The 24,839-nt window shown below is 60.9% G+C and carries 24 protein-coding genes and 1 pseudogene; 9 read left to right on the forward strand and 16 right to left on the reverse strand.

Annotated features, from left to right (window positions below; translation table 11 throughout):
- Positions 1-362 (forward strand): annotated as a pseudogene (locus tag GA0061105_RS24295) (acetyl-CoA C-acetyltransferase); the annotation flags it as partial.
- A gap of 209 nt (positions 363-571) precedes the next feature.
- Here GA0061105_RS24295 and GA0061105_RS24305 read toward each other — a convergent pair.
- Together GA0061105_RS24305 and nhaA are read right to left on the reverse strand one after the other, a co-directional pair.
- The gene (locus GA0061105_RS24305; RefSeq protein ID WP_092753434.1) at positions 572-1,393 is read right to left on the reverse strand and encodes a hypothetical protein; all 822 of its coding nucleotides are present in this window, start codon (positions 1,391-1,393) and stop codon (positions 572-574) included.
- Between the two features lie 391 nt (positions 1,394-1,784).
- Positions 1,785-2,966 carry a Na+/H+ antiporter NhaA gene (gene nhaA, locus GA0061105_RS24310; RefSeq protein ID WP_208601698.1) on the reverse strand — a complete coding sequence of 394 codons (1,182 nt, stop codon included), beginning with the start codon at positions 2,964-2,966 and terminating at the stop codon, positions 1,785-1,787.
- Between the two features lie 331 nt (positions 2,967-3,297).
- On the opposite strand from nhaA, the gene GA0061105_RS24315 reads away from it, so the two are divergent.
- The 4 genes from GA0061105_RS24315 (at position 3,298) to GA0061105_RS24330 (ending at position 5,812) form a co-directional block, all read left to right on the forward strand.
- The gene (locus tag GA0061105_RS24315; protein ID WP_064693769.1) at positions 3,298-3,585 is read left to right on the forward strand and encodes a BufA1 family periplasmic bufferin-type metallophore; all 288 of its coding nucleotides are present in this window, start codon (positions 3,298-3,300) and stop codon (positions 3,583-3,585) included.
- Between the two features lie 66 nt (positions 3,586-3,651).
- Complete coding sequence (gene bufB, locus GA0061105_RS24320; RefSeq protein ID WP_092753438.1) at positions 3,652-4,539, forward strand: MNIO family bufferin maturase; 888 nt, start codon at positions 3,652-3,654, stop codon at positions 4,537-4,539.
- Complete coding sequence (locus GA0061105_RS24325; RefSeq protein ID WP_208601699.1) at positions 4,536-5,300, forward strand: HvfC/BufC N-terminal domain-containing protein; 765 nt, start codon at positions 4,536-4,538, stop codon at positions 5,298-5,300. Before bufB ends, GA0061105_RS24325 begins: the two co-directional genes overlap by 4 nt.
- Positions 5,301-5,314: 14 nt before the next feature.
- Complete coding sequence (locus GA0061105_RS24330) at positions 5,315-5,812, forward strand: DoxX family protein (protein WP_064693772.1); 498 nt, start codon at positions 5,315-5,317, stop codon at positions 5,810-5,812.
- Between the two features lie 129 nt (positions 5,813-5,941).
- Here GA0061105_RS24330 and GA0061105_RS24335 read toward each other — a convergent pair whose 3' ends face one another.
- The 5 genes from GA0061105_RS24335 to GA0061105_RS24355 form a co-directional block, all read right to left on the reverse strand.
- On the reverse strand, positions 5,942-6,649 hold the full coding sequence (locus tag GA0061105_RS24335) for a CBS domain-containing protein (RefSeq protein ID WP_092753442.1): 708 nt from the start codon (positions 6,647-6,649) through the stop codon (positions 5,942-5,944).
- Between the two features lie 704 nt (positions 6,650-7,353).
- Positions 7,354-10,044, reverse strand: coding sequence for a cation-translocating P-type ATPase (locus GA0061105_RS24340; protein WP_092753444.1), 2,691 nt, complete (start codon positions 10,042-10,044; stop codon positions 7,354-7,356).
- A 50-nt stretch (positions 10,045-10,094) separates the two neighbouring features.
- On the reverse strand, positions 10,095-10,412 hold the full coding sequence (locus GA0061105_RS24345) for an ATPase inhibitor subunit zeta (protein WP_167358578.1): 318 nt from the start codon (positions 10,410-10,412) through the stop codon (positions 10,095-10,097).
- Positions 10,413-10,558: 146 nt separating this feature from the next.
- Positions 10,559-10,750, reverse strand: a complete 192-nt coding sequence (locus tag GA0061105_RS24350) for a hypothetical protein (RefSeq protein WP_208601700.1) — start codon at positions 10,748-10,750, stop codon at positions 10,559-10,561.
- Positions 10,751-11,352: 602 nt separating this feature from the next.
- A complete protein-coding gene (locus GA0061105_RS24355) occupies positions 11,353-12,609 on the reverse strand; it encodes an arsenic transporter (RefSeq protein WP_092753568.1) in 1,257 nt (418 codons plus the stop codon).
- A gap of 207 nt (positions 12,610-12,816) precedes the next feature.
- Between GA0061105_RS24355 and GA0061105_RS33460 the strand changes: the two genes are divergently transcribed.
- Positions 12,817-13,044 (forward strand): hypothetical protein, encoded by a 228-nt coding sequence (locus tag GA0061105_RS33460; protein ID WP_064709816.1) that lies wholly within the window; start codon positions 12,817-12,819, stop codon positions 13,042-13,044.
- A gap of 74 nt (positions 13,045-13,118) precedes the next feature.
- Here the strand turns inward: GA0061105_RS33460 and GA0061105_RS24365 are convergent, their stop codons facing one another.
- Complete coding sequence (locus GA0061105_RS24365; protein WP_092753448.1) at positions 13,119-13,712, reverse strand: TetR/AcrR family transcriptional regulator; 594 nt, start codon at positions 13,710-13,712, stop codon at positions 13,119-13,121.
- A gap of 159 nt (positions 13,713-13,871) precedes the next feature.
- On the opposite strand from GA0061105_RS24365, the gene GA0061105_RS24370 reads away from it, so the two are divergent.
- Positions 13,872-14,270 (forward strand): RidA family protein, encoded by a 399-nt coding sequence (locus GA0061105_RS24370; protein ID WP_092753570.1) that lies wholly within the window; start codon positions 13,872-13,874, stop codon positions 14,268-14,270.
- A gap of 29 nt (positions 14,271-14,299) precedes the next feature.
- Here GA0061105_RS24370 and GA0061105_RS24375 read toward each other — a convergent pair whose 3' ends face one another.
- The 8 genes from GA0061105_RS24375 to GA0061105_RS24410 form a co-directional block, all read right to left on the reverse strand.
- Positions 14,300-15,238, reverse strand: a complete 939-nt coding sequence (locus tag GA0061105_RS24375; protein WP_092753450.1) for a dihydrodipicolinate synthase family protein — start codon at positions 15,236-15,238, stop codon at positions 14,300-14,302.
- Between the two features lie 10 nt (positions 15,239-15,248).
- Entirely contained in the window at positions 15,249-16,202 is a 954-nt protein-coding gene (locus GA0061105_RS24380) for an ABC transporter ATP-binding protein (RefSeq protein WP_092753452.1), read from the reverse strand.
- Positions 16,199-17,218: an ABC transporter ATP-binding protein gene (locus GA0061105_RS24385; protein ID WP_092753572.1), complete on the reverse strand. Its 1,020-nt coding sequence runs from the start codon at positions 17,216-17,218 to the stop codon at positions 16,199-16,201. Before GA0061105_RS24385 ends, GA0061105_RS24380 begins: the two co-directional genes overlap by 4 nt.
- 8 nt (positions 17,219-17,226) lie before the next feature.
- The gene (locus GA0061105_RS24390) at positions 17,227-18,144 is read right to left on the reverse strand and encodes a dihydrodipicolinate synthase family protein (protein WP_092753454.1); all 918 of its coding nucleotides are present in this window, start codon (positions 18,142-18,144) and stop codon (positions 17,227-17,229) included.
- A 19-nt stretch (positions 18,145-18,163) separates the two neighbouring features.
- A complete protein-coding gene (locus tag GA0061105_RS24395) occupies positions 18,164-19,039 on the reverse strand; it encodes an ABC transporter permease (protein ID WP_092753456.1) in 876 nt (291 codons plus the stop codon).
- Between the two features lie 3 nt (positions 19,040-19,042).
- Positions 19,043-20,002: an ABC transporter permease gene (locus tag GA0061105_RS24400; protein ID WP_092753574.1), complete on the reverse strand. Its 960-nt coding sequence runs from the start codon at positions 20,000-20,002 to the stop codon at positions 19,043-19,045.
- An 83-nt stretch (positions 20,003-20,085) separates the two neighbouring features.
- Positions 20,086-21,672, reverse strand: a complete 1,587-nt coding sequence (locus GA0061105_RS24405) for an ABC transporter substrate-binding protein (protein WP_092753458.1) — start codon at positions 21,670-21,672, stop codon at positions 20,086-20,088.
- Positions 21,669-22,400 (reverse strand): FadR/GntR family transcriptional regulator, encoded by a 732-nt coding sequence (locus GA0061105_RS24410; protein ID WP_092753460.1) that lies wholly within the window; start codon positions 22,398-22,400, stop codon positions 21,669-21,671. Before GA0061105_RS24410 ends, GA0061105_RS24405 begins: the two co-directional genes overlap by 4 nt.
- A gap of 392 nt (positions 22,401-22,792) precedes the next feature.
- Here GA0061105_RS24410 and GA0061105_RS24415 point away from each other — a divergent pair, with 392 nt between their 5' ends.
- The gene (locus GA0061105_RS24415; RefSeq protein WP_064693786.1) at positions 22,793-23,938 is read left to right on the forward strand and encodes a right-handed parallel beta-helix repeat-containing protein; all 1,146 of its coding nucleotides are present in this window, start codon (positions 22,793-22,795) and stop codon (positions 23,936-23,938) included.
- A gap of 93 nt (positions 23,939-24,031) precedes the next feature.
- A complete protein-coding gene (gene ku / locus GA0061105_RS24420) occupies positions 24,032-24,835 on the forward strand; it encodes a non-homologous end joining protein Ku (protein WP_092753462.1) in 804 nt (267 codons plus the stop codon).
- Positions 24,836-24,839 lie beyond the last annotated feature (4 nt).

The raw sequence follows: 24,839 nt of genomic DNA on the forward strand, positions 1-24,839 counted from the left end.
CCCGCATCGTTTCCTGGGCAACGGCGGGCGTCGATCCTTCGATCATGGGCACCGGCCCGATTCCGGCGTCGCGCAAGGCGCTCGAGAAGGCCGGCTGGTCGGTCGGCGATCTCGATCTGGTCGAAGCCAACGAAGCCTTTGCGGCGCAGGCCTGCGCCGTCACCAAGGATCTCGGCTGGGATCCCTCGATCGTCAACGTCAATGGCGGCGCGATTGCCATCGGCCATCCGATCGGCGCCTCCGGGGCGCGCGTTCTCAACACGCTGCTGTTCGAAATGAAGCGCCGCGGTGCGAAGAAGGGCCTCGCCACCCTGTGCATCGGCGGCGGCATGGGCGTCGCCATGTGCTTTGAGGCGTTCTGAATAGCACAGTAGTCTGCGATCACAATAATCGCAAAACAAAGACCAAAGCGGGTCGTGTCGACGAGTTCGATGCGGCCCCTTCTGCTTGGCCGTAGAGCCTTGCTACGACGCGCGCTGGCCGGTCGACAAACCGACTCCGTTTGAGCCAACAGAATGCTTCAATCTAACCCGGAAAAGCTCTAGCGTGCGGCATGCCATATTTCTTGCATCTACCGGATGCTCGACAAAACCTCGGAGATCACGGAGAATTTCGTGGCCTGCCAGCGTCTATAGTCGAGAACGAATCGCGCAGAAATCCAGCAATCCCCGCTCATTTGGGTAGCCTCCCATCCTAGTAATCCTTGATTTTGCGCCGCCGCCAGCAATCTGCTGGCATGACTGCGGGAAATGACATACTCGGCTGCGGTCAAACGTGCGGAGACATCGCCGACCCAGGTGCGTTCACCTACGACCGGCGCCAGTGGCACACGCGACATGAGGTCGTGCAATATATTGCTTCCGGATTCGGACCTGACGAACAGCGTAATGCTTTCGGGCGGCCTATACCAATCGGGATGATTAAACAGCCGACGGGCGATACGCGGCTGCGCGCGATACAGGATTGTCTCATCCGCTTCTGACCGCAAACATCGATCTCCCGCGTCCATGCCGTCCAAGGAACGAAGGTGCCCTTCGAACCACTGCCGGATCAAGGTTTCAGCATAGGCGCTCGCCTGTAACGGCTTGGCGCGCCGATCCGTCGTCTCCACCGGCTCGAACAATTTGTAATACGCCATCTCCTTCACATGTGCGACCGCGGTGTTATGGCTGGCGATGTGGTTCTCGACCAAAAACTTTGCTAGATTGGAGACGGTCAATGGCGGGCAGGACGGGTCAAGTTTCCGCTCAAAGTGCAATGCCAAAGCCGCTTGGCTGAGCAGCCACTTCTGCAGATCGGCCACATAACGCACTATTCTGGGCGCTCTGCGATGGATTGCCAGTAACTCGAGCGCGGAATCGCGCAGAGCTGCGGCAAAAGAAGCGTTCGCCATGAGATCTTCAACGCGGTAGCTACGGCAGCTGTTCTGCAATGAGACTGAACGTAAAGGTATCGACATTCTGAAACCGAAGTGTAAGCGATGTTAACTCGGGATAATGAAGAAAACAGCGAACGGACGAAAAGTCACTGCAGGAGCCAGTGATCGGTCGATTTTACCCAAGCTTGCGCAGAATTCGAACAGACTTTTATTTGTTATCGCCAGATGGTTGCTGCCAAGCTTTGATCGAGCATCCTGTTCTTCTGAAACAAGCGCTATCGGCCGGGTTCTTCAGGGCAGCCGAGTCTTGCAGATGATTCGGCTCGTCGCTGGGCGCGGCACCGTCGACGGGACCTGCGGGTGTCGCTCTCTGTTGCAAGGGATCGGCGCCTTCAGCCCCGCTGCCTCACAATCGCCTCTTGAACGTTGCGAGGAGCGCCGCGCCGACCATGCCGGACAGCAGAGACCCCAGCAGGATGCCCATCTTCACATGGTCTTGGATGGTGGGATCGTCAAATGCAAGCAGCCCGATGAAAAGGCTCATGGTGAAGCCTATGCCGCAGAGGACGGCAACACCGGTCATTTGCCCCCAGCTCGCCTTTGCGGGGAGGTCGGCGAGGCCGAGTTTGACGAGCAGGAAGACCGTGCCGAGGACGCCGACCAGTTTTCCAAGCAGCAGACCTGCTGCCACGCCGAGTGTCAGTGGTTCTGTCAGCGTGGCTGCGGAGACGCCGGAGAAGGAGACGCCGGCATTGGCGAAGCCGAAGACCGGAACGACGACGAATGCGACGGGCTTGTGCAGGATGTGCTCGAGATGGTGCAACGGCGACTGGTCGTGGCTTGCCTCGCGTGTTCCCGGCGTCATCTTCAGCGGAATGGTAAGAGCAAGAAGAACGCCGGCCAGCGTCGCGTGGATACCGGATGCGAAGACGAGCACCCAGAGAACGGCGCCGAGCAGCAGATATGGCCAGAGCTTCAAAATCTTATTGCGATTCATGCCATAGAGCGCCGCCAGCACCGCCGCGGCCCCTGCAAGCGCCAGGAGATTGAGATCATTCGTGTAGAACAGCGCAATGACCACGACGGCCCCCAGGTCATCGATGATCGCGAGTGCCGCCAGGAAGATCTTCAACGACGCAGGCACGCGCGGACCGAACAGCGAGATGACGCCCAGGGCGAACGCGATGTCCGTCGCGGTCGGAATCGCCCAGCCACGCAGCGCGGCCGGGTTTTCCCAGTTGAACAAGATGTAGAAGAGAGCAGGGAAGACCATGCCTCCCAGTGCCGCCGCGCCCGGAAGAATACGGCGGCTCCAGCTGGAGAGCTGGCCGTCCAGCATTTCGCGCTTGATCTCGAGCCCGACGAGGAGAAAGAACAGCGCCATCAGCGCGTCATTGATCCAGTGCAGCAGGCTGAGCGGCCCCAGATAGACGTGAAGGGCGTGGAAGTAACCTTCTGCAAGCGGTGAGTTCGCCGTCACGATGGCAGCGAAGGCCACCGCCATCAGGATGAGGCCGCCTGAAGCTCCGCTGTCGAGGAACTGGCGAAGGGTGGATCGGATGAGACCTGGAGAGATAGGCGACGACACCAGTCAGCGCTCCCTGTGTTTTGGAAGGTTGATCTTCAGTCTCCGTCGATTTCGGGAAAGCCCGCGGCGCACGCAGCACACGCCATCGCGCGCAAGATAAAGGGGTCACGTCGCCATTTCCAGCGAAATCGACCTACCCCCGGTGGGGATACATCAGCAATTTTTCTTCCGCCTTGCAGCAGATCGCGCCGGTTTATTGACGCCGTGGGCGCCTGAGAACGCCGATCACCAATTCGTGTTCGTCATGCCTGTAACAAACGGGATTGCTGGCTCGAAGGAAGGACTACGCGGCCGATGACCGGTACGCGGACCTTTCAAGAGGAGACCATCTATGAACCGTTCCACTCTGACCCTTGCCCTCGCAGGCTCGCTAGCCACCGCCCTTTCATCCGCTGCCTTCGCCGCACCGCTGCCGGCGGAGAAAATGGTGGGTAACGAGAAATGCTATGGCATCGCGCTCAAGGGTCAAAATGATTGTGCCGCCGGTGCCGGCACGACCTGCGCAGGGACATCGACCATGGATTATCAGGGAAATGCCTGGAAGGCCGTCCCAGCCGGCACCTGCACCAGCATGAACGTCAACGGGCACATGGGTAAGCTCGAGCCGACCAAAGGCTGACCCGAATGCGGGGGCCCGCCGATGCCCGGGCCTCCGCAGTTTTCTGGCCAAACCGGGAGAAATGCGATGACCGCTTCAGCAACCCAACCCCTCCTCCTGCCGGCGCGGGCCGGCCTGGGCCTCAAGCCCGAGCATTACGAGACTATTCTGGCCGATCTGCCGGATGTCGGCTTCTTTGAGGTGCACGCCGAAAACTATATGGGCGCAGGCGGGCCGCCGCATCGCTATCTCCAAGCCATCACGGAACACTATCCGCTTTCGCTGCACGGCGTCGGCTTATCGATCGGCGCGGCGCGTGGGCTCGACAAGGCACATCTGAAGCGGCTTCGCAGCTTGCTCGACCGCTACCGCCCGCAGAGTTTTTCCGAACATCTGGCCTGGTCGACGCATGACACGGGATTTCTCAACGACTTGTTGCCGCTGCCCTATACGGAAGAAACGCTGGCGCGCGTCGTCGACCATGTCGATGAAACGCAACAGGCGCTAGGGCGGCAATTGCTGCTGGAAAATCCTTCTACCTATATACTGTTCGCAGAGAGTACGATTGATGAAGTGGATTTTCTGGCGACGATCGCTGAGCGGACGGGCTGTGGCCTTCTGCTCGACGTCAACAATGTGATGGTCTCGGCGGTAAACCACCGGCTCGATGCCGCCACCTATATAGATCGTTTTCCGGCCGAGTTCGTCGGCGAGATTCACCTTGCCGGTTACGACGAAACCGTCGACCCCGCCGGCGACCGGCTGCTGATCGATGCGCACGCGACGGCGGTGAAGAGCGACGTGTTGGCGCTCTACAGGCATACCCTCGCGCGCACCGGGGCACTTCCGACGCTGATTGAGTGGGACAACAATGTTCCTGATTTCGCCACGCTGTATTCAGAGGCGAAACGCGCGGATGCGATACTCGCCGCCGAAACGCTTCGCCGCAGCGGACGCGGGATCCGGGCGGCATGACGATGGATTTCGCAACCAGCCAAAGCGCCTTCGCCGATGCGTTGCTCGATGCCGACCGGCCGGTGCCGGACGGCATCGTCAACGTAGGAGGCAGGCCCGACCCGGCGCGGTTTGCCGTATACCGCAACAATGTGTTCGTCGGACTGACAAAGGCATTGGCGCAACGCTTTCCGGTGACGGAGAGGCTCGTCGGCTCGGAGTTCTTTGTGGCCATGGCGCGAGCCTACGCCCAGGGTCATCAGCCGGCCTCGCCGCTGATCATGAAATATGGCGACGGATTTCCGGATTTCGTCGCAGATTTTGAACCCGCAAGGGCGCTTGCTTATCTGCCCGATGTCGCCCGACTCGAGGCGGCCTGGACAGACGCTTACCACGCCGCCGACTGCGAACCTCTCGATCTTGCGGCACTCGGAGCCGTGGCGCCCGAGATGCTTTCCGACCTGCGGCTCGTCCGACATCCCTCAGCGCACCTGATCCGGTCGAGATTCCCGATTGGTTCGATCTGGAGCGCACATCAAGAGGAAGTGGTTTCGCCGGTCTCGGACTGGGGCGGGCAAGCTGTCCTGGTCCTGCGACCGGAGATGTCGGTTAATGTTCATGTCCTGCCGCCTCAGGACGCGGTCTTTGCGGCCTCATTGTTCAACGCCGCCACCCTTGGCGAGGCGGCAGACGCGGCATTTGCCGCTGCCCCCGAATTCGATTTTGGAACGGCTCTGGTCGGCCTTGCCGGTCTCGGCGCGTTTATAGCCTTTCAACGGTAAAAAGGAAACTTCACATGAAAACCGACGTGGCCCCTTCGCGCGGCTTTGGTTCTGCCGCTGCCTCCCTCGTCACACGTGCTGAAGGCCTGCTCGCCTCCGTTCCCAAGTCGCTGCCGCTGCTGGCACTGCGTTTTGCGCTGGCTATCCCATTCTTCAAGTCGGGGCTGACAAAGTGGGACGGTTTCCTGACGCTTTCATCGGGCGCAAGATATCTTTTCGAGCAGGAGTTCAAGCTTCATATCTTCGGCAGCGTAGTTGCCTACCCGTTTCCCCTGGCAATGGCGACGGCGGCCGGAATCGGAGAATTGGTCCTGCCAATTCTGTTGATCCTCGGCTTGGCCACACGCTTTGCTGCTCTCGGTCTGCTGCTGATGACGGCGATTATCCAGATCACCATCCCGGATGGCTGGGCCAACTTTCACCTGCCCTGGGCGGCGATGGCGCTGGCATTGGTCGTGTTCGGCGGAGGCAGGATCGCGGTTGATCCGTTTGTGATGCCGCGCCGCAAATGACCTTGGGATCTCAGCCAGTGGGCATTCGCGCCTTGCCTGCTCACCCCAGAGGACGGCCGATTGGGCCGGACATCGTTCTGGCACCCTCAGTGATTTCCCGAAGGAAGGAAAAGACTGCCCCGACAGCCGTCAAAGATAGAAGCCGGGTGGCGGCACCGGCATGTCTGGAGGCGCCACGACCTGGACTCGATCATCCACCCGCTTCACTCCGAGCGTATTTTCTGCAGCCACGTGCAGGGCCGTCTTTTCCCGCGAGTCCAGCACTCGGCCTTCCAGCGTGACCACGCCATCGGCGACGTGCAGAGTCACGGAATCTCCCCATTTTTGACGAGCGAGTTCCGCCTCCAGCGCACTTTGGATATCGCTATCCGTTCGTGCGGCGCATTGGCTGGCAAGCTCGCGGACGAGTGCGGCCATGACGTCGAAGCGCGTGACGATACCGATGAGCTGGTTGCCTTCGACCACCGGAAGACGCTTCACGTTCTTTTCCGCCATCAGCTTGGCGGCAGTTTCGATGGATGCATCCGGCTGCACGGTCACCGCCGGGGAAGACATTATTTCTCCGACGTCGTTTCCGAAGTTTTTCGCGTACTCCTCGGCCAGCTCGCCGCGGGAAGCGAAGAAATCTCGCCACAGGCTGTGGGGAGCTTGCGTGTGGATTTCGCCGCGTCGCAAGAAGTCGCTTTCGCTGATGATGCCAAGCAGGTCGCCGGATTGATCGACGACCGGTAACCCGCTGATGTGGCGATTGACCATAGCATTGGCAGCCTCCCAGATCTTTGCCTTCGGCCCGATCGTCGTCGGATTGGGAGTCATGATTGATCGAATTTGTAGCATCTTCCGAGCTCCTGAAACTGAAGGCAGGATAAAGCCTCTGCAACGTCATTTCCTTGATCGCCGTCAATGGACGTCGACAGCAGGACTGTCCGGGGTCACTTCAGCGACCTGCGAATCCGCGTAGTGAAAAGCGAACAGGACCGCGGCAGTCACTGCAAGCCAACGGAATTGCGCCCAGACGATGAAAAGCCGGCGCCGCGATAGATTACAGCTTGTGCCATCGTAATGAAATGCGTGTTGGTGCCGCGAGCATGATCGGCTGTGTTGCCTCGGACGTGCTCTCGCGCGGCGTGGGTGGCGCCCGAGAGTCTGCAGCGGCATCAGCACCAGGCCGACTTGTGGCAATTGTTGCGAGCGCGACGCCTATGGCCGCTGTCGCCAGGAGATGGAGTGCCGCTCCCGCAATGAAAAGGCCCAGTGACCCCAATCGACACCTGAAGCAGGCCTCCGCCAATGTGAAGGCCGGCTGTCACGAAAACGACCAGCCACATAGGCGAGCCTGCTTCCTGGGGAGGGGTGCCGGCGGCAGGTAACAGCGGCGCGGCGCCGCTCGAGGCCGTCGCAGCGGCTATAGTTTAGCCGATTCGACGAGGCCGACCGTGACGGACGTCAATCTGGAACGATCCCAGAGCTATCAGGCCTCTGCAAGGCTGAGCGCGGGTGGGCATGACGCAAGGACTGCACACGCTGCCTCCGCCGAGAGTTCATTCAGCCTCGATCTCGTGCAGGTGCGTGTTTGAAGAGGTACGTCCACGCAATTTGTCCATCTCTATTACAAGCAGAAGCGAGGCGGCGGCCAGAAGCGTCAGCGCCCATTCCGCGAGCGAGGTCGGCGCCAGGCCAAGCACCTCACGGAACCACGGGACATGCATGGCGCCGATATGGATGGCTTGGGCCGCTACGATACTGGCGAGCAGCAGCGGGTTTTTGAAAAAGGATCGCGAGAAGAGCGAGCGATGCTCGGAACGGCAGCTGAGAGTTTGTACATTCTCAAACATGACGAAAAGCAGAAGCAGCAGATTGCGCGCCTCGGAGACCTCATAGCCCTGTGACAGCAGCCAATAGAAGACTGCAAAGCCACCGCCGCCTATGACGAGCGCGGATTGGACGATCCGGCGAACCATCAGCCCGTCGAAGATTGGCTCTTTGGGGCGGCGAGGCGGCCTTGCCAGTTCGTCGCCCTCAGGTCGCTCTCCCGCGAGCGTCACGTCCTGAATGCCATTCGTGACGAGATTCAGCCAGAGAAGCTGCACGGGAAGCAGTGGCATTGGAAGACCGAGCGGAATCGCCAGCAGGAACAGCAGCATTTCCGCAGCTCCTGTCGCCGTCAGCATGAGGATGACTTTGCGAATGTTGGAATAGGCGGTTCTACCCTCGCGAATGCCGCTGACGATGGAGGCGAAATTGTCGTCGGCAACGACGATGTCCGCGCTCTCCTTGGCGACCTCCGTACCCTTCACGCCCATGGCGACACCGACATGAGCGTGTTTCAGGGCTGGAGCGTCATTGACGCCGTCTCCGGTCACCGCCACGAAATGGCCATTGCGCGCCATGGAGAGCACAATCGCAAGCTTCTGATTGGGAACGACGCGGGCATAGATGCGCGCGCGTTTCGTAAGCTCATCCAGCCGCTCCGGGCCTGCGGCTTCGGCCTCCCGCACTGCGTCGCCGGTGGTGATTTGGCTCGGGCCGAAGGGCAAACCCGCCTGAGCGGCGATGGCCGCTGCTGTTTTGGGGTCGTCGCCCGTCACCATCGCTACCTCGATGCCGGCGGCGCGGCATTCTCGGATCGCCTGCGGAACCTCCTGGCGGATCGGATCCTGCATGCCCGCAATGCCAAGGAATACGAGATCGATAAGATGATGGTGGCCGAGGGTGACAACGGCATCACTGCGGATTTCGCCCTCTGCGAAAGCGAGAACCCGAAGCCCGCGGGCCGCCATCTCCTCCTTCTGGGCGAGAAGCCTATCTCTGTCGATTTCCACCACCCGGTCGCCGATATCCATCCGGTCGGCCATGCTAAGCAGCGTCTCAGTCGAGCCCTTCGCGAAGATGCGCACGCGATCGCTCCCACGATGGAAGGAGGCAGCATATTTCAGATCGGGCTCATAAGGGATGCGGGCGAGCAAGGGAAAATCCGCTGCCATCTTCTCTTGCGCCAAGCCCGCCTTGCGCGCGGCGGCCAATAGGGCGACGTCGACCGTGTCGCCGACGCCTTTCCAGCCGTTCACGTCCTGCATGAGGGAGCCCTCGTTGGGAAGCGCGGCCGCTCTGAGCAGTCGCCCGGCCCGTACGCGTGCCTCCGCCACGCTCATATTGGCCGCCTTGATCTCGCAGGTGTCCAGGTCAGTACCCGCATCGAGGGCAAGATCGGTGCCGCCGGGGAGCCGGAGATCGGTAACGGTGAGCTCGTTGAGCGTCAGAGTCCCTGTCTTGTCGGTGGCGATCATGGTGCAGGAGCCCAGCGATTCGACCGCCGGCATTCGCCGCACAATAACGTTGCGCTTCGCCATGCGACGCATGCTGATCGCGAGCGCAATCGAGATTGCGATGGGCAGGCCTTCGGGGATTGCGCTCACGGCAAGACCGACCGACATAAGAAAAAGATCGCTCCACGCGAGCCCTCGCATGAGGCCGATGCCGATCAAGACAAGCGACGTCAACCCCACCGCCCAGGCGATCACATTGGAGAAAAGAGCAAGCCGAATCATCAGCGGCGGTTGCGAGGCGGAGGCTTTGCCGATTTCGGCGGCAATCTTGCCGATCTCGGTTCTAAGTCCCGTCCCTGTCACGACGCCCGTGCCGCGTCCACGCGTGACCAGCGTGCCCGCGAATGCGGTTGCCGTCTTGTCCTCCTCAACCGGCACGCCACCGGACCGTGCCGCCTTGCGCGTCGCCAGCGATTCTCCGGTAAGGAGGGATTCGTCGCACAGAAGGTCGGTCGCCTCGACCAGTGCGAGGTCGGCCGGAACCCTTCCGCCGGCTTCCAGAAGCACGAGATCCCCCGGCACCAGCAGGCGTGCTTCAATTTCCCGCACCTCGCCGTCGCGAACGACGGCGGCACGCGGTTGTTCAAGCTTTCGAAGCGCCAGCGCAGCTCGGCCTGCCGAATATTCCTGCAGGCTGCCGATCAAGCCGTTCAGCAGCAAGACGACGCCGATAAAGACTGCGTCCTTGGTATCACTGACCACCAGGGAGATGGCGGCTGCCAGAAACAGGATATAAATCAAGGGGCTGCGGAACTGCCGCAAGAAGACAAACGCGAAAGAGGGAGCCTTGGGCTCGGGCAGAATGTTTGGACCGAAACGCACCAGCCGGCTCTCGGCCTCTTCAGTGACGAGGCCGCTACGGCTGCCGAGACCGGCGGCGAATGGGTGGGGAATGGGAATGTTCACGAGATTTCTCCTGCACGAAATTGCCGGCAGCCTGGCCACATCACCCGGATCTACCCGGCCTCGTCGAGGGACCTTACCGCTTCAAGCAGAAGCTGCTCCATTTTCTCGCGAACCGTCTGAGCGTCTATCGCGAGATCCGCATATTGCAGGTCGCTCAGAACCTTTTTGAAGACTTTCTCGTCCCCTGACGTCAGCAACCCGGCGGAAATGACTTCGTCGAAATAGACGTCGAAGTCATTTCGTCCGATGAGCTCGGCCGCCCAGCGTGCCAGCATCCGGTCGCGCCTCGCCCGGATATGGAACGAACGCTCGAGCTTCATGATGTACTCTTTCTCAAGTGCTTCTTCACGCTCGTCGATGATGCCCATCATCGGTCCTCCAGCGAATAGTCATCAGTCGCTTGATGGCTGCTAGTCGACGTGTCGCCGGGAGCAGCTCCGAGCGGTGCATTCGGCGCGCACGTAATCATTCTTGCTTCGGAAACTGCCTGCACGAAGGCCTCTTGGCCGTTTGATCAGACAATTGTCCGAGCAATGCCGCAGAACAGATTTCTTTCGCAAATCTGTACCGCTTTTTCGAACCTTTCCATTCCTGGCAAGGTATTCGAGCCTCGCCTGTATTGCGGATCGTATCCGGCGCCCGCATTGCCACCTTGAACATAAACCGGTTCATCCAAGTCCGCATTCGTCTTTTGCTTAAAGATCATCGCTTCTCTGCTCGTGGCAGGTGGACCAATTTCAAGAAGTCACCCAGGTCTGCTGCATGCGGCTAAGAACTCCTCACAGTCGCCGGCGCCGATTCCGCCGACCTCGGCAGGATCAAAATCCGTTACCCTTGGTCGGCGGGATGAATGGATCCGGGTAGCCTTCCTTAGGTGCCGTCTTCGTCTGCGAGGCATCATCCGACTGATCCGGATGCGGCCACCAAGTTGCACTGCCGTAGCAGGCGGGGACGGCAAGTAGGATCACGGCTGTTACGGTCCCATAGCGCATTCCTTTCGCTCCGTGAGATGGCCATCTTCGAGCGATCTTGGCGCCGGCGCATTGCGCTCGATCAATGAACTCTCGAAACAAAGTAATTGAATTGTCGAACAAGGCGGCAGCATTGCAGGACATTTGACAAATCCGACACCGTCTCGTGGACATAATCGGCGACCGCCGAATGTCGGCGTTCCAAGATTAGCTGAAACATGTCGTTCTTCTGGGAAGCAGACGAATGGGACACCTATATCGGCGCTGATAGCGGCGAACTCACTGCTGCGGCTCTATCCGGATCCGGTGATTGAGCGGTCGTCGCGCTGGCAGCACCTCAAAACAGCAGGAGCGATCCCAGAGACAGAAAGAGCGCGGGGAACATGACGACGGTTCCGAGCCTTAGAAATCTCCAGGCGCCGATATGCAGGCCTTCGCGGCGCAGCGCAGAGAGCCACAGGATCGTCGCCAGCGACCCCGTTACCGACAGATTGGGTCCGAGATCGACGCCGATCAGTACGGCTCCGGCGATCTTGTCGGAGACGCCGGCTGCCTGCACCACGCTGCCGGCAAGGAGGCCGGCCGGAAGATTGTTTACGAGGTTGCAGATCACGCCGACGAGCAGGCCGGCAACGCCGATCGCCTGCGATTGCGAGGTCGAGGCTAGTGAAGCCAGCTGATCGGAGAGAAGCTTCGTCAAGCCGGTGTGATCGAGAGATTCGACGATGACGAACAGGCCCGCGACCAGCGGCAGAACACTCCAGCTTATGCCTTTCAGCGTCTCGGCCGGGCTTTGCCGCGTCAGCAGTAGAACGATCGTGGTGGTGATCATGCCTGCAGCAAAGGTCGGCACGCCGAGATCGATATGCATCGCCGACGCAGCGATAAGAACAATCGCCGTCAGCAGGATCCCCCATCCCGCCAGGCGGGCGCTGCGGGAGAGGGGCGGCCGTTGCGTGTCCGCGGCAAGAGTGTCTTCTGCAAGGGCGCGGCGCTGCGTCCAGTAGAGGCAGAGGAACGTCGCGACGATCGCAATGATCGACGGCAGCATGAATGTCGACAGCCAGCGGGACAGCGACGGCATGTCGCCGCCGGCAAAGATCACCAGATTGGCCGGATTGGAAATCGGCAGAACGAAGCTGGCGGCATTGGCGATGAAGGCGCAGATCAGGAGATAAGGCATTGGGTCCTTCACCCGCGCCGTCCGGCAGGCGGCATAGACGGCCGGCGTCAGCACTACGGCCGTCGCATCGTTGGAAAGAAAGACGGTGACAACCACGCCGACAAGATAGACCAGCACGAAAAGACGTCGGGGCGATCCTTTGGCGTACGCGATTGCAATGGCGGCGATCCAATCGAACAGACCTTCGCGCCGGGCAAGTTCGGATAGCAGCATCATGCCGATCAGGAAGAGATAGACATCGCCACCCTTGGCGACGCCGGCCAGAGCATCCTGGGGTCCGACGAGCCGGAAGGCGAGCAGGAGCAGGGCGCCGAAGACAGCCCAGATGGCTTCCGGCCACCGAAACGGACGGACGACGACGCCCATCGCAGTGAGGCCGGCGATCCCCCAGGTCATGGCATGTTCGGTCATTTGCAATCGCGTTCGGTTGGCGCGCGGCAGATCAGCCGCGACGGTCGGGCAGGGTGTTTCGGCGATCGAATACATGTTTACTCAGGAAGTGACAAATCCGTTTATCTCCGGCCGGCCGCAACAGCGCGGTTGCATATCGCGGACGTAGCGGAACAATCACGGCCGGATCCGGTTTAGCTCACACCCGTATTCCCGGCGGAGGCCAAGATGTGGGCAGTTCTGATCGGTGCCGCTCTGATAATTGGCGGCCTTGTTTTTCTCTTCCGGCCGACGCTTCGTCGAAAGCCGAGTGATCCGCACCTGATGCCGCAAGGCGGCGCCACGCTCGAACCGCGGCGCCAAGGCCTGAGATTTCTTAGCTTAGCGCGGAACTGGCCCGCGCTGGTGGTCATCGCGGTCGGTGCGGTTTTCCTGGTTTTCGGGAGCTACTGGTGACAGACGACAGGGTTGGCCACTCCGCATCGCATCTTTCCTATCTGGCTCCCATTTGCCGCCAGCATCTCGCACGTTTACGCGGACGTCTTGAGAAGACCAGCAGCCAAGGCATCGAACGCCTCGACAGCTTTCGGCAGTACATCCTGCGGCTGGTCGCTTGCAGCGATCCAGAGGGCGGCATTGAGCGCAGCGCCGTTGAGCAGCCGGGCAGCTGCTTCCGGGTCCACCGGCTTGAGCGCGCCCTGCACGATAAGGCGCTCGATTGTCTGCCTGGTTGCCTGAAGGCAACTGCTCTGGCTCGGCCATTGTGAAGGATCACCCAATACTGCAGGCCCATCGAGCAGGACGATGCGCTGGACCTCGGGATCAAGCGCCATTTCGATATAAGCCGCGCCCTCATCGAGCAGGCCCTGCCAATCGTCACCCGCGCGGGCGCCGATCGCCTGGGCGCGCGACGCCATTTCCGTGTCGATCTGATCGACAACTGCGGCAAGCAGCCCGCGCTTGTCTCCGAAGTTGTGATAAAGCGCTCCCCGCGTCAGCCCGGCCTCGGCAGTCAGCTCGTCCATCGAGGCGGCCGCATATCCTTTCTCCGCAAAGGCCTTACGTGCGGCCGCGATCAGCTTCACACGATTTTCCTCCATCGTCTGGCTGCGTTTTTTTGCCATCTAACCTCCAGCTTCACATACGGATCGTATATGAAGCTTGACATGCGACCCGTATGCTGCGTATTTCATATACGCTCCGTATATCAGATGGCATGGCGACCTGTGAAGCTCCTTCATAGCCTGCTGCTCATCCAATCAACAATAGGAAGCGAGATGACAATGAATCGACGCGAAGCAATCTTTCCGGCGAACAGACACGCCCTTTACGAGGACCATGGTTATTCGGCCGCCATCCGAACCGGCGACCTTCTCTTCGTCTCAGGCCAGGTCGGCAGCCGTTCCGATGGAACACCTGAACCGGACTTCGAACGCCAGGTCCGGCTGGCCTTCGAAAACCTCAAGGCGACGCTGGATGCTGCAGGCTGCACCTTTGACGATTTGGTGGATGTGACGACGTTCCACACCGATGCCCAAAATCAGTTCGAAACGATTATGGCCGTCAAGCAGGAGATTTTCTCCAAGCCGCCCTATCCGAACTGGACCGCGATCGGGGTGAACTGGCTGGCAGGCTTCGATTTCGAGATCAAGGTCATCGCCCGCATCCCTTCGAACGCCTGATTTTAACCGCTGGCCCTGCGTCGTATCACCTACTGAGCGAAGAGCTCCGGGATGATGTCGCGCGCGCGGTCGCGCAGCCTTACCGCTTCTTGCTTGGCGATAAAGCGGTAAGGCCAGCGCAGCCTTGTGGTGACCGGGCCCCAGTTGCCGATCGCCGCGAGCAGTTTGTCGAGCGCTGCATTTGAATAGCCGCGGTCACGGCGGAATGGGACGATGTGATTGTCCATAAAGGTGCAGATGCGGCTTTCGATATCAAGCGCGGCGTCGAGATCCCTATGCATCAGGTCGGTCCAGGCCTGGGCGCCGCGGGGATTAAAACAAGCAACATTCGAAAATGCCCCGGAGGCAACGCCCTGCTTCATGCCGGTTGCGAGATGGTGGCCGGGAATGAACAGCGAAAATTCGGCAAGATGCTCTCGTGCCTGCGCATACCAGGCCTCGTCTCCATCGGCGATCTTCATCCCGACTACCGACGGGCAGGGGCCGCACACGTGGCTGAGCTCGGCTGGCGACAGGACACGTTTCGCATGCGGGGGATTATAAAGGATGAGCGGGATTCCTTGGGCGGCCTCCGACGCCCGTTTCAGGAAATCGATGGCTTCGCGATTGGTGAGCGGCCACCAATCGGGAAGGATCACCTGGATTGCCAATGGTCTATGTGCGGTTGCGCGGCGCAGCCGATCGAGCATGATGATCGGATCGGGCTGGCAGGCGCCGATCACGAACGGCATGCCGGCCGCGCGGCATCGCGACGCCAGCACGTCCTGAATTCGCTCGTATTCCGCTTCTGTCTGGTTGTGGAATTCTCCAGCGGTGCCGTTTGAATAGATGCCGTCGACCCCGGCAGCGATCAGTATGTCGATTTCCCAAGCGAGCTTTTCGAAATCGATGCTGTCGTCTTCGGCGATCGGCAGGAGCAGGCTTGCCCAATTGCCCGCGATCGGATGGCGGCGGCTTGTGATGGTCATCGCACGTCCTTCAATTCAGGTCATCACGGATGCAGGCCTTGAAATGCCCGGGTTGCATTTCGCGCAGCTCCGGCACGGTCTCGCCGCAGGCGGGCAGGGCATTCGGACAGCGCGTGCGGAAGACGCAACCGCTCGGCGGATTGGCGGGGCTCGGGATATCACCCTTCAAGATCTGGCGCTCGCGCGGCGCATTGGGATCGGGCGAGGGGATCGCAGAGAGAAGCGCCCGCGTGTAGGGATGCAGCGGCCTGGCATAAAGCCCAGCACTTGGCGCGATTTCCATGATCCGGCCGAGGTAGAGCACGATCACGCGGTCGCAGATATATTCGACTACGGCGAGGTCGTGGCTGATGAACAGCATGGTCAGACCCAGACGCTGCTGCAGGTCGCGCAGAAGATTGATCACCTGCGCCTGGATCGAAACATCGAGCGCCGAGACAGGCTCGTCGGCGACGATGAATTCCGGCGCGAGCGTCAGCGCGCGGGCGATGCCGATCCGCTGCCGCTGGCCGCCCGAGAACTCGTGGGCATACCGGTTGACGGCCTCCTGCGGAAGATCGACCTGTTCGAGTGCGGCGCGGGCGCGCTCCAATCTTTCTCTTGCCGTACCCAGGCCCTGGATCTTCAGTCCCTCGGTCAGGATTTCCCCGATCGTCATGCGCGGCGAAAGGCTCGCGAACGGGTCTTGAAAAATATATTGCATCCGCGGCCGCACACGCCGCATTTCGGCTGAGGACAAGGTGGTGAGTTCGGTGCCGTCGAAGCGGACGCTGCCGGCCGATGGTTCGACCAGCCGCAGGACCGATCGGCCGATTGTGGTCTTGCCACTGCCGGACTCGCCGACCAGCCCAACCACCTCGCCCTTGCCGATATCGAAGGATATGTCCTGCAGGATGGTCAGCCTGGCCCCGCGGGACGTATAATGTTTCCCGAGGTCGCGGACGGAGAGAAGGGGCTCGCTCATCTGATCTCCTGCCAGCGAATGCAGCGGCTCTTGTGGCGCGGATCTATGTCGGCAAGCGGCGGCACAGCCACGCGGCAGTCGTCAATGGCAAATTTGCAGCGCGGCTGGAAGGCGCAGCCGACCGGCATGTCCATCAGGCTCGGAACGACACCGGGAATGGCCGCCAGCCTTTCACCCGCCTGCTTCATCCGGCTCGCATCGCCGAGCTTCGGCATCGAGGCCAGGAGGCCGATCGTATAGGGATGTCTCGGATTGCGGAAAACCTCGCCCACCGGTCCGGTCTCGACGATCCGCCCGGCATACATCACCGCCACCCGATGCGCGATTTCGGCGACGACGCCGAGATTATGGGTGACGAAGAGCATGGCCATGCCGCGTTCCCGCTGCAGCGTCTGCAGCAGGGCCAGAATTTGCGCCTGGATGGTGACGTCGAGAGCCGTCGTCGGCTCGTCGGCGATCAGCAGCGTCGGGTCACAAGCAAGGGCCATGGCGATCGTGGCGCGCTGGCGCATGCCGCCGGAGAGCTCGTGCGGATATTGACTGGCGCGGCGCCTGCCATCGGGAATGCCGACGCTGTCGAGAAGGGCGACGGCCGCATCCATCGCGGTCTTCCGGTCCGCCCGGCGATGGATGCGGATCGGCTCGGAAATCTGGTCGCCGATCGTGTAGACGGGATTGAGGCTTGACATCGGCTCCTGAAAGACCATGCCGATGTCATTGCCGCGAATGGCGCGCATATCCGGTTCGGCGAGCGCGACAAGGTTGCTGACCGCACCGTTCTTGCGCTTCAAATGAATGCTGCCGGCGGCGATCGCACCGATATTGCGGGTCAGAAGCCGCATCACCGAAAGGCTGGTGACCGATTTCCCCGAACCGGACTCGCCGACGAGAGCAAGCGTCTCGCCGGCCGCCACCGTCAGATCGATGCCGTTGACCGCCGTCACCTCACCCGATCGGATACGGAAAACCGTCCGCAGCCCCTTTACATCGAGAATGGTGTCGGCGGTCTGTTGCATGGAATCCATCAGGAAAGCAGGCCGGTCGCGCGGAGGATTTCGTCGATCCTTGCCGTCTCAGCCTCGTTGAGAGCTGCCCGCGGACGCGGCATCAGCGCCGTGTCGATGATGCCGAGGCTCTTCATCGCCGCCTTGAAGGCGCCGATGCCGGCGGCGCCGCCGCTGACACGGCCCGCCCCGACTGAGACGATCTCGAAGAGCCGGCAGAGGCGCTCCTGCTCATCGCGGGCCGCGACCCAGTCGCCGCGCTGCGCGGCATTCCAGAGCCTGACGTAGCCATGCGGATCGACATTCGCGATGCCGGGCACGACGCCATGGGCGCCCATCTGCAGCGCCGTGTCGACGACGATTTCGGAGCCGGTCATCAGGAAGACATCCTTGTGCTCGGCGAGATCGAGCAGCACGTAGCGGAAATTGCCGTCGTCGCCGCTCGAATCCTTGATGCCGATGATCGCGCCCTCCTTCGCAAGCGCCACGCTGGTCTGGCGCTGCAGTTTCACATGCACGCAAACGGGAATGTCATAGGCGATCAGCGGCACGTCGACGGCATCGCGGATATAGCGGAAGTGATCGATGATCTCGGCCTGGCTTGTGACAGTGTAGAACGGCGCCGTCACGACAACCGCGTCGGCGCCGGCCGACTTCGCGGTCCTGGCATGGTTGATGACCCGGTCGGTGGTCGGGTCGATGACGCCGACGATCAGCGGTACGCGACCGTTGATGACTTTGGCCGAATGCTCGATGATTTGCTGCCGGGTCCTTTCGTCGTGGAAGATCACCTCGCTGGTCGAGCCGAGCACGAAGAGGCCGTGGCATCCGGCCTCGATCAGGTTTTCGAGCACCCGTGTGTAGGACGGGTAATCGACGGTGTAATCCTTGTTCAGCGGGGTTATGACGGGAGGAACGACACCCTTGAATTTGCTCATTTTCGCTTTCTTTCGATCGTCAGTTTAATTCGGCGCGAGGGTCGAAGGCGTCGCGAAGACCATCGCCAATGAAGTTGATTGCAAGGACGGCAAGCACGAGGAATCCGCCGGGAAACAGCCATTGCCAGGGGTATTGTTCGAGCACGGCGGTGGAGCGGGCGGCATTCAGCATGTTGCCCCAGCTTGCCGCCGGCGGCGCAATGCCGAGCCCGAGGAAGGAAAGGCCGGCCTCGAGCAGGATGGCATTGGCGATCTGCAGCGTCGCGAAGACGACAAGGATGTCGATCGAGTTCGGCAGGCCGTGACGGAAGAGGAGGTGCGGCAGACCCGCCCCCATGCCTCTTGCCGCCATCACGAAGTCGCGTTCGCGAAGTTCGAGGAGCCGCGAGCGCACCATTCGTGCCAGCAGAGGCCAGGAGAGAAGCGAGATTACGAAGATCGTCGGCCAGATGCCGGTGCCGGCGATCGAGGCGAGCACCAGCAGGAAGATGACCGGCGGCAGCGTCATGACGAGTTCGACGAAACGCATCGTGACCGCATCTGCCCAGCGGCCGGCAAGCGCCGAGACGGCGCCGACCAGGAAGCCGATGATGGCGGAAATGATGGTCGAGGTGAGGGCAACCAGCAGCGAAATGCGGCCGCCGTCCATGACCCGGGCAAGAATGTCGCGGCCGACCCCATCGGTGCCGAACCAGTGTGCCGACCCGGGCCCAGCATTCATCGCCAGCAGATCGATGTCGTTGGGTTTGAAGCTCCACCACAGTGGATAGGAAAGGATCGCAACGATTATCAGCGCGATCATGCTAAGGCCGAGCAAGGCGGTCCGGTTGAGTAGGAAGCGATGCATGGAGCGTTCGATCGGGCCCGGGCTGCGGGCAGGGTTTCGTGCCAGCATCGCTCAGCCCACCTTGATCCGCGGATCGACCACCGCATAGGCAAGGTCGGTCAGAAGATTGACGACGATCACGCAGGCGCCGATCACCAGCGTCGAACCCATGATAACCGGATAGTCGCGGCCCTCCACTGCATCGACCATGAGCAGGCCCATGCCCGGCCAGTTGAACACGCTTTCGATGAAGATCGCGCCACCGATCGCAAGGCCGATGGTCGAGCCGATCAGCGTGATGACGGGAAGCAGCGCATTGCGCAGCGCGTGCTTGGTTATGACCCAGAATTCGAAGACACCTTTGGCGCGCGCGGTGCGCACATAATCCTGGTTCAGGACCTCCAGCATGGAAGCGCGCATGTAGCGCATGATCAGCGCTGTCTGCGCGACGGCCAGCAATGTGGCGGGCAGAATGAGGTGATGGAGAAGGTCGGCGACGGAAAATTCCTGGCCGGGTGTCAGCATGCCGCCGGAGGGCATCCAGTTGAAATAGACCGAAAAGAAGTAGAGGCCAACAAGAGCGCTCAGGAACGGCGGACTGGAAATGCCGGTGACTGCGAAGACCGACAGGGACAGGTCGGTGATGGAATTGCGCCGGACCGCGCCGACGATGCCGGTGGCGATGCCTGCAACGATCGCGATCGCGATCGCCGATCCCATCAAGAGGACTGTCGGGCCGACGCGCGAGAGTACGAGGCCGAGCACCGGCTGGTCGGGCCGCTTGATCGAATAGCCGAGATTTCCCATTAGCGCCTGCCGCAGCCAGCCAAGATACTGCACCGGCAGCGGCTGATCGAGGCCGAGCGTGGCGCGCAGCTCGGCAAGATCCGACGAGGACATGGGAATATTGGGGTCGATATAGGCGTCGATTGGATCGCCGGGCGTGAGGCGCAGCATGGCGAAGATCAGCACGCTCAAGGCAAGCAGCATGCCCACTCCGATCAGCAGGCGCCGGAGACTGTATCTCAGCATGAAATCCATTCCTGTGCGGGCGGCCCACTGCGCCTCGAAAGACGCGCGGACCCGCCCTTTGCGTTCTCAGGACGCGTTACGCCTTACTCGGCGATCGCCCATTTCTCCGGATGCGCCTGGTACGGGCCGCCGCCGGGGGCAGGCGTCCAGATGAAGTCCTTGAGCTTGGCGGAGGCGACGCCATAACGTTTCGCCACCCACAGCGGACCCCACGGCAGTTCCTTGTTCATCACCTTGCAGACCTCCTGATAGCGGCCGTCGCGCTTTGCGGCATCCGTCTCGCCAAGCGCCGCGTCGAGAGCGGCCGTCAGCATCGGCATGCGCACACGCGCAACGTTCGGGCCGGTCGGCGGGATCTGCTTTTCGTTGAGGCCGACATTGATGCTGCCCGGATCCGGGCCGTTCTGAAGGCCGGCATAGACCATCTGGAACTGCGCGACGTCAGGCGTGGGATTGAGCACGATGCTGTTATAGGTCGGTGTGTCGACGGCGCGCGGCGTGACGTTGATGCCGACCTGGGCGAGCATCGCCTGGACCGCGGCCATGACATTGGCGGCAAGCGGCGTCGTGTAATAGGTCAGCAGGGTGATCGGCTTGTTGCCGTTAATCTCATCCCAGCCGGCTTCCTTCAGCAGTTGCTTGGCCTTTTCCGGATCGTAGGCATAGGCCTCGATGCCTTTCGGCACGACCTGGTCGGCGACATAGGCGCAGTTTGCCGGTTTGGCAGCGCCGCCGTAGAGGCTCTGGATGATCGCATCGCGATTGATCGCGTACATCACCGCCTGACGGACCCGAACATCCTTCCAGATCGGCGAGTCGTGATTGAAGCCGAGATAGTTGACGACGAAGGAGTTGCCCTCGATGACGCGGAAATCCTTATTGTCGTTGAAGGCCTTCAGATCGTTGGAATCGACGTAGGTGAACTGGATCTCGCCGGCGCGCAACGCGGCGATCGCCGCTGCCGGATTGGCGAAATAGCGGTTGATGATCTTTTCCATTGCCGGTTTGCCGCCTCGGTAGTCGGTGTTGGCGACAAGTTCGACATATTGATCGGTGACATATTTGCTGAACTTGAACGGCCCGGTGCCGATCGGCGCGGTGGACCACCATGTGTTCTTGGCGAGCTGATCGGCAGGGATCTGCGAAAGCGCGTGCTCCGGCAGCATCATCACCTTCGTCAGCGTGTCCATCAGGCTTGCGGATGGGGCCGAGAGTTTGATGACAAGGGTCTTGTCGTCCTTGGCCTCGACCGAGGAAACGGCATTCAGTCGTGCTGCCAGAACGGAGCCGGTCTTGGCGTTCTTGGCGAGTTCAATGGTGAACTTGGCGTCCTTTGCCGTGAAGGGCTTGCCGTCATGCCATTTGGCGTCGGCAAGCGTGAAGGTGTAGGTCAGTTGGTCGGGACTGACCTCGTAGGACGAGGCGAGCTGGCCGACGACCTTCTCGAGCTTCTCGTCATAGGTCACCAGCGGCTCGAAATAGACGCTGAGCCACGTGAAGCCGCCTGTCGCGGCGAGCGGATTGAAATTGCCCTGGAAACCGCCGGGCCCGACGTCGAAACCGCCGGACAGCGTGGCTGCCTGCACGGGGCCGGCAAGGGCCGGGACGACGGTCGTCGCCATTATCGCACTGAGCGCGATGGCGGATGATAGTCTCTGCAGTCGTTTCATTGTTCTCCTCCCACGTTTGCACTTTTCTTATTGGCTGCGATCACCCGGGAAATGCCGTCGTAATGGCGATCCAGGCGCTTCTGCGCTTCCGCGACGTCCTTCGTCTCGATTGCATCGACAATCGCCGCGTGATCCCTCCAGGTCGCAACGGGGTCGACATTGTCTAGGTTGACGAAATCCGACGCCTTGTAGAAGGCGAGCCAGAACACATCGATCAGCCGGGCAAGGGTCTCGTTGTGCTGGCAGCGAAAGAGCAGGGTATGAAAGAGCTGGTCTTCGTCGGCGAAGGATTGACCCCGCTCGGCATGGACCCGCATGCGGTCGACCGTCGCGCGTAGCTCTGCAATATCGTCGTCGCCGATCATTTCAAGCGTCTTGCCGATCAGCCCGACTTCGAGCGTCCGGCGGATCTCGATCACTTCTTCGATCTGGCGCAGCGCGCCGCCGAGCCCATAAGCGAGATTGTCGAGCAGCGGCTCGAATGAGAATGCCTTTACGAAGATGCCGACGCCACGGCGCGATTCCAGAACGCCGAGCGATTCCAGCGCCTTGATGCCTTCACGCAGGGAATTGCGGCTGACGCCGAGCTGGTTCGCAAGCTCAGATTCAGCCGGAAGCAGTGTGCCCGGCTGTAATCTGTTGTCGCTGATGTAGGCCCGCAGGCTTTCCTGCACGGACACGTGCAGAAGAGGCGCACGGGCGAGGGGCTTCATGGACTTCAGCGACATGCGTTCTCATTTCCGTCTGCAAAGAGAAGATGCAACAGACATATCCACTTGTAGGATATCCGTCAAATGAAATCGCCTGCCGCGCATATTGCGCGGGAGTTCGGTCGCCGACATGGTCCGCGGGTTGAAACCGCCCGGAACAGCAATCGTCAGCGGAACGGTGATGCGAACCGGAAGCGCGTATGAACGATCGGAGGTCTCGTGGCGGTGTACGGAGTTAAGGCAGGCGGTCAAACTCCTGCCACATGCCATGCATTAATTTGGGCGACTGCGTGTTTCTTAAATCGGAATCGATTTAGAGATAAATCATGCAGCAGCTCAAAGCATTGCCGCAGCTTTTGCGCCTCTCGTAAGATGCACGGCGCTGCAGCAACCGCGCCGATGGAGATCCGATGCCCGCAATCCTGCGAAAAAAAGTTCACGGCGTATCCACGCGGGCTGAGGTCATCGATGGTGCAGAGGATATAGGCCTCTCCTATCAGGTGTTTTCCGATACGGTGATCGAAGACGTCGTCGTCAAGAACTCGCCGCGTGGCTTCAAGTTTCACAATGGCAGCAATCTCGTCGTGAGGCGCTGCGAAACGGAGAATGTCAAGGGCGACGGTATCTACCTGACGAAGACAAGGAACGTTCTTCTCGAAAACAATCGCATGGGGGCGGCGGCGGGTGAGGGCGCGGACTGCTGCCAGTTCGCCTATCAGAACAGCGACGACAATATCAGTTCAGACGTGGTGATCCGTGGCAACCTCTTCCTGCAGTCGCCGGCGAGCGCTTCGAACAAGGGCGCGCTGGTCTGCGATAAAACCCGGAATTATCTCGTCGAGTACAACTTCATCGGCGGCAAGAACTTTTCATTTTCATCGATCGGCGACGATGCCGTGGTGCGCAGCAACATCATGCGCGACGGCAGGATGAACGACTATTCCTTCGGCTACGGCATCGGCGACAAGGCAGACCGTACCGGCCATCATGTCTACGACAATTGGATCGAGAACAATAATCGCGGCATCAGTCTGAGCGGCTTTTCCGACCAGGAACTCGCCTTTCGCAAGGATATCGACATCCACGACAACGTCATCAGCGGATGCGACATTGCCTTCTTCGCCAATCGCCAATGGTCGGGGAGCTTCCGGCGCAACATATTCATGCGATGCGCGCAGGACATGGTTCTGTCGGGAAAGGGCAAAACCACCGCCGGTCGGATCACCGGCAATTATCGCAATGACGGCAGCTTCTTGAACGTCGTGGCGCCGCCGCTCCGTTTCAATCCCGACGGCAAGGCATCTGTTGCTTCGGGCGAATGGACGTCCGAGCCCGACGAGATCGTCATCCAATGGCGCGACAAGGGAGTGGATATTCCCGGCGCCAACCGGCCGTCGATTGCCGTCGCGCCCGGCATGGAATTGTCTTGCGTGCTGTTGGCCCGCAAGGGCCGCAACTGGATGCTCGCCATCGCCGAAACCGCCTACGACGAGTTCACGCCGCGCGCATGGCAGGAAAAGAAGCTGCCGTGGCAGAAGCGGTATCTCTCGATCTGAGCCAGGTGCTGCCGGTTATGCCCGGCCTGGAACCGAAGGCCGGTTTTGCCGTTGATTGCCAATGTTCCATCGGTCCCGGAGGGCAGGACAGCCATGGCACGCCAGACATTCTGGAAGGGTTACCTCAAGCTCTCGCTCGTTACCGCTTCCGTATCCCTTACGCCGGCGACGACCGAAAGCAACAAGCTGCATTTCCACGTCCTCAATCGTCAGACGAAAAACCGCGTCGAAAGCCGCTATGTCGACAGCGTTACCCGTAAACCGGTGCCCGACCGGGACCAGGTGAAGGGTTATCCGCGCGGCGAGGACGACTATGTCATTCTCGAAGACGAGGAGATCGAGGAAGTCGGGCTCGAAAGCACCCGCACCATAGATATCGACAGTTTCGTCCCCCGCGGCTCGATCGATTGGATCTGGTACGACAAGCCGCATTTTCTGGCGCCCGAGGACAAGGTCGGGGCGGAAGCCTTCTGTGTCATCCGCGAGGCGATGAAGGCAAACGACGTCGTCGGCATTGCCCGCCTGGTCCTCTATCGCCGCGAGCGCGCCGTGCTCCTGGAGCCCCAAGGCAAGGGCATCGTGCTCTGGACCCTGCGCTACGGCGACGAGGTACGCGAACCTTCAGTCGAAATCGACGACAGGGCGAAGGTAGACAGCAAGCTCCTGACGCTGATGAAGCGGCTGGTGAAGGAAGAGACCAAGGCTTGGAGTCCGACCATGGTGCAGGACCCGATCCAGAGGCGCCTGAAATCGATGATTCGCGGCAAACAGAAGAGCCTGAAGAAGGCAGCGCCGGCCAAAAAACCCACACCGGTAAAATCGACCGGTAACGTCATCAACATCATGGATGCCCTGAAGAAGAGCCTGACGGCGGAAGGCGCGCGGAAGTCGCGTTAGCGCT

The sequence above is a fragment of the Rhizobium aethiopicum genome, assembly GCF_900094625.1.
GTDB lineage: Bacteria > Pseudomonadota > Alphaproteobacteria > Rhizobiales > Rhizobiaceae > Rhizobium > Rhizobium aethiopicum.

What these genes read in the sequence shown, in the direction of transcription:
- GA0061105_RS24305 (WP_092753434.1), bottom strand. Translation starts at nt 1,393, where the DNA reads ATGGCGAACGCTTCTTTTGCCGCAGCTCTGCGCGATTCCGCGCTCGAG.
- GA0061105_RS24315 (WP_064693769.1), top strand. Translation starts at nt 3,298, where the DNA reads ATGAACCGTTCCACTCTGACCCTTGCCCTCGCAGGCTCGCTAGCCACC.
- bufB (WP_092753438.1), top strand. Translation starts at nt 3,652, where the DNA reads ATGACCGCTTCAGCAACCCAACCCCTCCTCCTGCCGGCGCGGGCCGGC.
- GA0061105_RS24325 (WP_208601699.1), top strand. Translation starts at nt 4,536, where the DNA reads ATGACGATGGATTTCGCAACCAGCCAAAGCGCCTTCGCCGATGCGTTG.
- GA0061105_RS24330 (WP_064693772.1), top strand. Translation starts at nt 5,315, where the DNA reads ATGAAAACCGACGTGGCCCCTTCGCGCGGCTTTGGTTCTGCCGCTGCC.
- GA0061105_RS24335 (WP_092753442.1), bottom strand. Translation starts at nt 6,649, where the DNA reads ATGCTACAAATTCGATCAATCATGACTCCCAATCCGACGACGATCGGG.
- GA0061105_RS24345 (WP_167358578.1), bottom strand. Translation starts at nt 10,412, where the DNA reads ATGGGCATCATCGACGAGCGTGAAGAAGCACTTGAGAAAGAGTACATC.
- GA0061105_RS24350 (WP_208601700.1), bottom strand. Translation starts at nt 10,750, where the DNA reads ATGATCTTTAAGCAAAAGACGAATGCGGACTTGGATGAACCGGTTTAT.
- GA0061105_RS24355 (WP_092753568.1), bottom strand. Translation starts at nt 12,609, where the DNA reads ATGACCGAACATGCCATGACCTGGGGGATCGCCGGCCTCACTGCGATG.
- GA0061105_RS33460 (WP_064709816.1), top strand. Translation starts at nt 12,817, where the DNA reads ATGTGGGCAGTTCTGATCGGTGCCGCTCTGATAATTGGCGGCCTTGTT.
- GA0061105_RS24365 (WP_092753448.1), bottom strand. Translation starts at nt 13,712, where the DNA reads ATGGCAAAAAAACGCAGCCAGACGATGGAGGAAAATCGTGTGAAGCTG.
- GA0061105_RS24370 (WP_092753570.1), top strand. Translation starts at nt 13,872, where the DNA reads ATGAATCGACGCGAAGCAATCTTTCCGGCGAACAGACACGCCCTTTAC.
- GA0061105_RS24375 (WP_092753450.1), bottom strand. Translation starts at nt 15,238, where the DNA reads ATGACCATCACAAGCCGCCGCCATCCGATCGCGGGCAATTGGGCAAGC.
- GA0061105_RS24380 (WP_092753452.1), bottom strand. Translation starts at nt 16,202, where the DNA reads ATGAGCGAGCCCCTTCTCTCCGTCCGCGACCTCGGGAAACATTATACG.
- GA0061105_RS24385 (WP_092753572.1), bottom strand. Translation starts at nt 17,218, where the DNA reads ATGCAACAGACCGCCGACACCATTCTCGATGTAAAGGGGCTGCGGACG.
- GA0061105_RS24390 (WP_092753454.1), bottom strand. Translation starts at nt 18,144, where the DNA reads ATGAGCAAATTCAAGGGTGTCGTTCCTCCCGTCATAACCCCGCTGAAC.
- GA0061105_RS24395 (WP_092753456.1), bottom strand. Translation starts at nt 19,039, where the DNA reads ATGCTGGCACGAAACCCTGCCCGCAGCCCGGGCCCGATCGAACGCTCC.
- GA0061105_RS24400 (WP_092753574.1), bottom strand. Translation starts at nt 20,002, where the DNA reads ATGCTGAGATACAGTCTCCGGCGCCTGCTGATCGGAGTGGGCATGCTG.
- GA0061105_RS24405 (WP_092753458.1), bottom strand. Translation starts at nt 21,672, where the DNA reads ATGAAACGACTGCAGAGACTATCATCCGCCATCGCGCTCAGTGCGATA.
- GA0061105_RS24410 (WP_092753460.1), bottom strand. Translation starts at nt 22,400, where the DNA reads ATGTCGCTGAAGTCCATGAAGCCCCTCGCCCGTGCGCCTCTTCTGCAC.
- GA0061105_RS24415 (WP_064693786.1), top strand. Translation starts at nt 22,793, where the DNA reads ATGCCCGCAATCCTGCGAAAAAAAGTTCACGGCGTATCCACGCGGGCT.
- ku (WP_092753462.1), top strand. Translation starts at nt 24,032, where the DNA reads ATGGCACGCCAGACATTCTGGAAGGGTTACCTCAAGCTCTCGCTCGTT.